7 protein-coding genes and 1 pseudogene are annotated in these 8,343 nt (G+C 67.8%); 5 read left to right on the top strand and 3 right to left on the bottom strand.

The genetic code is table 11. The features are described from left to right. Position 1 precedes the first annotated feature (1 nt). From RT662_RS00680 to RT662_RS00690, 3 genes are all read left to right on the top strand, one after another. Positions 2 to 787, top strand: coding sequence for an enoyl-CoA hydratase/isomerase family protein (locus RT662_RS00680; protein WP_313668272.1), 786 nt, complete (start codon positions 2 to 4; stop codon positions 785 to 787). A 63-nt stretch (positions 788 to 850) separates the two neighbouring features. Beyond that, positions 851 to 1,174, top strand: a complete 324-nt coding sequence (locus RT662_RS00685) for a hypothetical protein (protein ID WP_313668273.1) — start codon at positions 851 to 853, stop codon at positions 1,172 to 1,174. Positions 1,175 to 1,204: 30 nt separating this feature from the next. Continuing rightward, complete coding sequence (locus RT662_RS00690) at positions 1,205 to 3,268, top strand: alpha-galactosidase (protein WP_313668275.1); 2,064 nt, start codon at positions 1,205 to 1,207, stop codon at positions 3,266 to 3,268. 4 nt (positions 3,269 to 3,272) lie between these two features. On the opposite strand, the gene RT662_RS00695 is transcribed toward RT662_RS00690, so the two are convergent. From RT662_RS00695 to RT662_RS00705, 3 genes are all read right to left on the bottom strand, one after another. Continuing rightward, positions 3,273 to 4,481, bottom strand: coding sequence for an acyl-CoA dehydrogenase family protein (locus RT662_RS00695; RefSeq protein WP_313668277.1), 1,209 nt, complete (start codon positions 4,479 to 4,481; stop codon positions 3,273 to 3,275). A gap of 70 nt (positions 4,482 to 4,551) precedes the next feature. Then, the gene (locus tag RT662_RS00700; RefSeq protein ID WP_313668278.1) at positions 4,552 to 5,853 is read right to left on the bottom strand and encodes an ectonucleotide pyrophosphatase/phosphodiesterase; all 1,302 of its coding nucleotides are present in this window, start codon (positions 5,851 to 5,853) and stop codon (positions 4,552 to 4,554) included. Positions 5,854 to 5,892: 39 nt separating this feature from the next. After that, on the bottom strand, positions 5,893 to 6,690 hold the full coding sequence (locus RT662_RS00705; protein ID WP_313668280.1) for a glycosyltransferase: 798 nt from the start codon (positions 6,688 to 6,690) through the stop codon (positions 5,893 to 5,895). Positions 6,691 to 6,752: 62 nt separating this feature from the next. On the opposite strand from RT662_RS00705, the gene RT662_RS00710 reads away from it, so the two are divergent. Together RT662_RS00710 and RT662_RS00715 are read left to right on the top strand one after the other, a co-directional pair. Next, complete coding sequence (locus tag RT662_RS00710) at positions 6,753 to 8,009, top strand: DUF4010 domain-containing protein (RefSeq protein WP_313668282.1); 1,257 nt, start codon at positions 6,753 to 6,755, stop codon at positions 8,007 to 8,009. Further along, a pseudogene (locus RT662_RS00715) lies at positions 8,006 to 8,343 on the top strand (hypothetical protein); the annotation flags it as partial. The gene RT662_RS00710 and the pseudogene RT662_RS00715, both read left to right, overlap by 4 nt.

Consider the following 8,343-nt stretch of genomic DNA (forward strand, 5'->3'; position numbering starts at 1 on the left):
AATGGCCGTGACCCTTTCCGTGAGCGACACGATCGCCACCATCACCCTCAACCGCCCGGAAAAGCGCAATGCGCTGAGCCAGGCGATGCTGGCCGAACTGGAGCGGCTGGCTGACAGTCTGCGCGGCGCCGGCGATGTGCGCGCCGTGGTGCTGCGCGGCGAGGGGACGGATTTTTCGGTGGGGGCCGATATCGGCGAGATGGAAGGCCGCATGGCCGCGCCGGTCCCCTTGGCCGAAGCGCGCCGCGCCGCGCAGCTCGGCGCGCGGGTGATGCGGGCGGTGCAAGGCATTGATCAGCCCACGATCTGCGCCCTGAAAGGCGTGGCCACCGGCGGCGCCACCTGTATCGCCACGGCCTGCGATTTCCGGGTGGCGGCGGCGGGTTCGCGGCTGGGCTATGGCGAGGTGAAGATCGGCATCAACCTGATGTGGAACGCGCTGGGGCCGCTGATCGAACTGGTCGGGCCGGCCAAGGCCAAGCGCATGGTGATGACGGGCGCATTGTTCGACGCTGAAACCCTGGCCGGCTGGGGCCTGATCGATGAAATCGTGCCGGCCGGCACCGAGGATGCGCGGGCGTTGGCCCTGGCTGCCGACTATGCCGCGCTGCCGCCGATGGCCGTGCAGATGATCAAGCGCAGCATCAACGCCGTGTCGGGCGCGCTCCACGCCGCCGTGCTCCATGCGGACGCCGATCAGTGGCTGCTGGCGACGCAAGGCGAGGATTTCATTGAAGCACTGGCGGCGTTCCGCGAGAAACGCGCCGGGCGATTCAGCGGAAACTGACGCTCAAGGTAATTGCCACGCCTCCCTCGCCGCACGATGCTGAGCCATCCTGGGGAGACCGCCATGCTCATCATCCGCCTGCTCTGCGTCGTCATCTTTGCCAGCCTCACCATCTACACCGCGCCGGTGCTGCTGGCGGAACCCAACCTGTTCCCCGCCTTCTTCGGGGCCGTTTCCGGCGGCGGCTGGCAGGGGCAGTTCAACCTCGATTTCATGTTCATGCTCACCCTGTCCGGCCTCTATATCGGCTGGCGGCACCGCGGCTCACCGGCCGGATTGGCGCTGGCCGTTGTTGCCTTTCTGGGCGGCGCGATGTTCCTTTCGGTCTATCTGTTCGTGCAGAGTTTCCGCTGTGAAGGCGACGTGCGCAAACTGCTGGTGGGTTGACGGGAACGCCCGCGCCGCCAATCTGGCGCGGTGACAATATTCGCGCTCCACAGCCCCGAAGCCAGCCTGGTCCTCGAACAGTCAGGCGATGCGCTGTTGTGGCGTCACCTGGGCCAGCGTGTGGATGCGGCGGGCCTGCCGCCACTCGCCAGCACGCGCGGCGCGGCGACCTTCAGCCTGGATGAAGATGTGCCCTTTGCCACCGCGCCCGGCCTCGGCTGGTTCGGGCCGCTGGCGGTGTCGGTCGCCGGGCGGGTGCTGCGCTGGGCAGTGACGGACGTCGCGGCGAAACCGGGCTCGCTGCGTGTCACCCTCAACGATGCCGACACCGGCCTGCTGCTCGAACAGATTTTACGCCTGCTCCCCGGCGGCGGTTTCGAAATCAGCGCGACGCTCGGCAATGATGGCCCGGTGCCGATCACGATCGATCATCTGGCCAGTGCGCTGCTGCCGTTGCCGACCGGGCTGCATCGCATGCTGTCGTGGCGCGGCCGCCATGCTGCCGAATTCGTGGAATGCGTGGAACCGTTGCCCGCCCACCAGTGGCGACGCGAGACACGGCGTGGCTTGCCCGGCCATGGTGGCCCGCCCGGGCTTTACCTGCTGGGCCAACAGGCCGGATGGGATCAGGGCCTGGTGCTGGCGGTACAGTTGGCGTGGTCGGGCGATGCGGCGCTGGCCGTGGAGCGCGACGACGAAGGCCGGCATTTCCTTTCGGTTGGCGCGGCGGATGGCTTCACCCTTGAACCCGGTGAGCGCCATGCCGCGCCGCCGCTGCTGCTGGCCGTCAGCGGGCAGGGCCGCAACGGCGCCATGCAGCAGATGCACGGCGCGGTGCGGGCGCGGCTGGACTGGCCATCGGGCAAAATGCGCCCGCGTCCGGTGCATCTCAACAGCTGGGAGGCCTGCTACTTCCGCCACGACGAAGCCCGCATCCTCGAACTCGCCCGCGCTGCCGCCGCCATCGGAGCGGAGCGGTTCATTCTGGACGATGGCTGGTTCCGGGGCCGCGACCATGATCGCGCCGGGCTGGGTGACTGGACTGCCGACCCGCACAAATATCCCGACGGGTTGAAACCGCTGGCAGAGGGCGTCAACGCGCTGGGCTTGGAATTCGGCTTGTGGGTCGAACCGGAAATGGTCAACCCAGATAGTGACTTGTACCGCGCGCACCCCGATTGGGCGCTGAATGTGCCGGGCGCGCCGCAGCCCACCGCGCGCAACCAGTTGGTGCTGAACCTGTCGCTGCCACAGGTGGAGGATTATCTCTTCACCGCGCTCGACCGGTTGCTGACCAACGTCCCGATTGCCTATCTCAAGTGGGATCACAATCGCGATCTTGCCCCTGCCGGCGGGCTGTGCCAGGTGCAGGGCCTCTATCGCCTGCTCGCCCGGCTGCGGGCGGCGCATCCGAACGTGGAAATTGAAAGCTGTGCCGGTGGCGGCGGGCGCATCGATGCCGGCATTGCCGCCTTCACCCACCGCTTCTGGACCAGCGACAATCTTGATGCCGTCTCCCGCGCCACCATCCAGCGCGGCTTTCAGGCCTTTTTCCCACCGGAACTGATGGGCGCGCATGTCGGCGCGAGCCCGGCCCACGCCACCGGCCGCCGCCAGTCGCTGGGCTTCCGCGCTGGCGTCGCGCTGCCCGGCCATTTCGGGGTGGAGATGGACCCGGCCAAGCTTCCCGAAACCGAACAGGCGGAACTGGCCGGCTGGATCGCCTTCCACAAGCAGTGGCGGCACCTGCTGCACGGGCAGACGCTGGTGATGGGCGAGGGGGCGGACGGTCTGCTGTGGCAGGCCAGCGGCGATGGTGCTGACTGGTTGTTGCTGGTCACCCGTATCGCGCCGCCGCAGGATCGCCGGCCGCAGCCACTGACGCTGCCGTTCCTGGCCGGTGTTGGGCCTGTCCACGCCCGCCTGCTGGCCCGTGCCGGCACGCTGTCGCACAAGGGTTTTGGCGAACCGGAACTGCTGGCCACCCTCTCAGGCGACGGCGTCATTTTCCCGACCAATTGGCTGGCCCACGCCGGCCTGCCGCTCCCGCCATTGCTGGCGGAAAGCGTGGCGGTCTTCCACCTGAAAGCCTGATTGTTCAGCCGTTCCGCCGCGCCAGATATTGCCAGAGGATGCCGCGCTGGATTTCGTTGGTGCCGGCATAGATGGAGCCGGCGCGGTCGTTGAGATATTTGGGGAAGGCCTTCGCCGCCCACGCTGGGCCAACGCCCAGACCATCAGCCGGCGCGGTGAAGCCGGGCACCGGGCCGCCGGGCAGGGTGAGGTGCGGTTGATAGGCTTCCACCCACGGCAAAGCCGCTTCCACCTCCAGTTCGGTGAGCCGCTGGCTCAGTTCGGTGCCGAGGATCTTCAGCGCGCTGGCCATCGGCCCCGGCGCGGCACCATTGGACAGGCCGGCGTTGAATTGCAGTTCCAGCGCATCCAGCGCCTCGATCTCGGTGCGCAAGGCCGCAATGCGGCCCGGCATGGCCTGGCCCGTCTCGGCCAGATGCACCACCAGCGTGTCCACCCGCTTCACCAGCGACGGCGCATAGGCGTGGCCGCCGCGCTCGAATTCCATCAGATATTTGGCCACTGTCCAGCCATCGTCGATGCGGCCGACGACATTGGCCACCGGCACCCGCACTTCATCGAAGATCACCTCGTTCTGCACATGCTCGCCCGAAAGTGACACGATGGGGCGCACGGAAACGCCGGGCGTCTTCATGTCGATCAGCAGGAAGGTGATGCCCAGCTGCGGCTTCTCCAGCCTTGTGGTGCGCACCAGGCAGAAGATCCAGTCCGCATAATGGGCGTGCGTCGTCCAGATCTTGCGGCCGGTGCAGACGAAGTGATCGCCGTCGCGTTCGGCCTTCATCTGCAGCGAGGCGAGGTCTGATCCCGAATTGGGTTCCGAATAGCCCTGGCACCAGAATTCATCACCGGCCAGCATCGGCGGCAGGAAACGCCGCTTCTGTTCCTCGGTGCCATAATGCAGCAGCACCGGCCCGCACATGCCCAGCCCCATGGGGGAGAGCGGCGGCGCACCGGCTTCGGTGGTCTCGCGCGCGAAGATATAGCGTTTGGCCACGCTCCAGTCGCAGCCACCGGCCTCGACCGGCCAGCTTGGCGCCACCCACCCCTTGGCGTGCAATTTCTTCTGCCAGGCCAGCGCCACATCGGGCGGCGCATAGACGCTGGTCATGCCGGCGGCGGCCAGCTTCAATTCGGGCGTCAGTTCGGCAGCAAGGAAGGCCCGCACCTCGTCGCGGAAAGCCAGATCGTCTGCGCTCCAGGCCAGTTGCATCGCCGTTCTCCCTTGCGCTCACCTTGGCCCGAGTGGGCATGGGGCGAAACCGGCGCTTTGGGGAGGCGCGTCAGAAGGCGGCCGGCTTCTCCGCATCCTTCAAGCTCACGCCCAGCCGCGCGGCGACGGCCGGCGCGATGGCACGCATGTCGATCACGCCCAGATCGCGGCCAGCGCTGATGCCGGGGCCATTGGCGATCAGGCTGGCGCGCATCGCCGGCACATCGGGGAAATAGCCGTGCATGCCCTTGGTGGTGGTGGGCTCACCTTGCACGCCATCCAGCTTGCCGCCCATCAGCCAGCCAGGCTGGCAATTCACCCAGAAGGCGGCGTCTGCCGTGCCGCCTGCGGCAGCGATGGCGGCGCTGTCCAGCACCCGGTCGATTCCGGCGGCGGGATCAGCGGCAACCTCGGCCAGTACGGCGGCGACCTTGGCTCTCAGGGCGGCATCATTGGGCCGGGCCAGACGGATGGCGGCACTGCCACCGGCCGTCCACGGGATGGCATCCCAGCTGGCGATGGCGTTGCCGTTCAGCCGGATCAGCCCGGCCTTGATGAACGGCACGAACAAATTGGTGGTGCGGGCCGTGGGCGCAAAGCCATGATCGGAAACGACCACCACCGTCGTTTGCGGGTTGATGGCGCGGGCGGCGGCGACCAGTTGGCCAACGGCCGCATCGATGCGCACCAGCACGGCGCGCGCAGCGGGCGAATCCGGCCCGGCTTCATGCTGTTCATGATCGAAACCGGTGAGATAGACGGTGGCGAAATCCGGCTTCACCCGGCGCAGCAGGGCGATGGCGTGTTTGGTGCGGCCTTCATCACCCGCGATGCTTTCGTCCTTGCCGGTGGGGTAGGGGCCGGCTTCGGCAAGCGGCTGGCCGGGGGTGGACAGGGCGGCCATCAACTTGTCGTCATCGGCCATGCCGGTGCGCCAGATCTGCGGCAGGTTGGCGGTGAGGCCAGCGACGCCCACGCTCACCGGCCAGTGGACATTCACCACGGTGCGCCCGGCGTGGGCAGCAGCCTGCCACAGCGTTTGCGCCTTGATGTCGCTGGCATACCAGTACCAGCCATCGGCATTGCCGCGCAGCGGATCGAATGTGAGATTGTTGGCGATCCCGTGCTGGCGCGGTGTCGTGCCGGTGATCAGCGTGGTGTGGCTGGGGTAGGTGACAGTGGGCAGCACGCCGGTCACCGCAGCGCTGGTGCCGCCCGCCGCCAGCCCGCGCAGGTTTGGCAGATCAAGGCCGTTGTCGCGGCGCTGCCATTCCTGTGGGCGCAGGCCATCGATGGCGATCATCAGCACAGGAGCGGCAGCCGCTGGCAGGGTGGCAAGAAGGGCGGCGGTGAGGGCGAAGATGCGGATCATGGCGATGCCATGCCGCAACCATGTTGCAGATGCGTGACCCTATTCCCAGTCGCGTACGCGCAAGCCGGCTTCGAACATGCCGCGCGCGCGCAGACGGGGGCTGAGGAAATCGTAGAAGAACCAGTCCTTCACCGCATAGGGGGTGAGGGCATAGGTCAGCCGTTCGACAAGGTTCCAGCGCACATGGCCTTTCACCTGGCGGCGCGGGGCGGGCCAGCAGACATGATCGGCCGCGTGGGTGAGGCGGCCCTGTTTCAGCACGCGGTGGATCAGTTCATGGTCGTACAGCACGAACGGCCAGTCATCGCTCTTGGGGCCACCGGCCGCCACAAGTGGCGCAATGCGGAAGGCTTGGCCGAAGGTGCCGGTGTGGCCCTGGCCGCTCAAGAGACTGGCGGTGAGCGCCATGCGGTGCCGGATGATGACGTTCTTGGGGCTGTCGTAGGGGCCATAGATGTCGAAGGCCTGCACGCCGACGACGCGCTTGTCCGTGCCGAGCAATTCGTCGGCGCGGCTGATGTAATGCGGCGGATAGAAAGTATCGGCATCCCAGAAGGCGATGTTTTCGGCGCCCAGTTCCTGCGCGATGGCAAGACCGCGGCGTAGCGCAAAGGTGTGGCCCTGGTTGGTTTCGGTGACCAGCATGGCGCGCGGGTTGCCGGCGATGGCATCGGCCACGATCTGCGGGCTGGCGTCGGTGGAGGCATTGTCCACGCAGACCAGCATGATGTCGTCGCGGTCCTGCGCCAGCGCGCACTGCACGGTGGGCGCGATGAACTTCGCCTCGTTGTAGAAGGCGATGACGATCACCCATTTGGGACGGAAAGCGGTGGCCATGGCCGCTGCCTTACGGCGGCGATGCTTGACCGGCAAGCCATGGCCCGGCACGGCTGTTGCTGATGCTTTCGAACGCTGATCTGGCGCGGCTGGTGATGCCGCTGGCCATCGGCCTGTTGATCGGGCTGGAGCGCGGCTGGCAACAGCGCAGCGCGCAGCCCGGCAGCCGGGTGGCGGGCCTGCGCACCTTTGGCCTGTTCGGGCTGATCGGCGGGCTGGCGGGCTTTGTTGCCGACATGGCGCAAGGCTGGGCGGTATCCGCCGTGCTTGTTCTGGCGGGCTGCGCGCTGGTGATCATCGGCTATCGTCGCGACAAATCTCCCAGTGCCACCACCGAAGCTGCCGCGCTGGTGACGTTGGGCCTGGGCTGGCTGGCCGGCCACGGCCTGCCGGTGCCGGCGCTGGCGCTGGCGGTGGTGACGGCGTTTTTGCTCAGCCAGCGGCAGCGGCTGCACGGCTGGATTGAAGGGCTGAGCGAGGCCGATTTCCACGCGGTCGTGCTGTTCGCGGTGATTGCCGGCGCGCTGTGGCCGGTGCTGCCGGATCGCGCCATGGGGCCGATGAATGCCTGGAACCCGCGCGAATTGTGGCTGGTGGTGGTGGTGGTGTGCGCGATCAGCTTTGCCGGCTATGTGCTGGGTCGGCGGCTGGGGCCGGAGCGCGGCGTGCTGGCGATGGCGGCGGTGGGGGCGATCTACAGCAGCACGGCCGTCACCGCAGCCCTGGCGCAGCGGATCAAGACGGAACCTGAATCCCGCCCACGCCTGGCCGCCGGCATCGCCATCGCATCAATGGTGATGTTCCTGCGCACCGGGCTGCTGGTGGGGCTGCTGGTGCCGTTTGCGCTGATCGGCTTTGCACGCGTGGTGGGGCCGGCGGCGCTGGTGGCGCTGCTGCTGGCGTGGTTGCTCGCCCGCCGCGCTGCCGTGGCCCCTGCCGGCGACGCACCAACGGGCAACCCCTTTGCCCTGCTGCCGGCGCTGGGCTTTGCGGTGCTGGTGGCGCTTGTGCAACTGGTCGTCCAATGGATGCAGGTGCGATTTGGCGGCAGCGGGGTGGCCATAACGCTGGCGCTGGCCGGTGCGATGGATGTGGATGCCGCCATCGTTGCCCTGCGCGGCCTGCCGCGCGGCAGCATAGCGCCCGGCCTGGCCGGCACCATCCTGGCGTTGCCGGTGCTGCTCAACACGCTGCTGAAACTGGGTGTGGTGCTGGTCACCGCCGGGCGCCCCGGCTGGCGAGCGGGCCTGTCGCTGGCGCTGGCGGCGCTGGCGATGCTGCTGGGCTATGCCGTGGTGGTGCCGGGGCTGCTGCCATGATCGCTGCTGCTGCCCGTCGCCTGCCGCTGCGGCCGCTGTTCATCACAACGCTGTTTTCGGGCAGTTTCCTGCTGTTCCTGGTGCAGCCGCTGTTCGGCCGCATCGTGCTGCCGGTGCTGGGTGGATCGCCGTCGGTGTGGAACACGGCGATGCTGTTCTATCAGGCGGCGCTGCTGGCCGGCTATGTCTATGCCGATTGGTTGCAGCGGCTGCCGGTGCGGCGGCAGTTGTTGCTGCATCTTGGCCTGTTTGCCGCCGCCGCGCTCACCTTGCCGATCGGCATGGCGGGCTGGTTCCCGGCGGCGGGCGCGGGCGATCCGTCGCTTTGGCTGAT

It is taken from the genome of Sandarakinorhabdus sp. (assembly GCF_032115815.1).
Taxonomy (GTDB): Bacteria; Pseudomonadota; Alphaproteobacteria; order Sphingomonadales; family Sphingomonadaceae; genus Sandarakinorhabdus.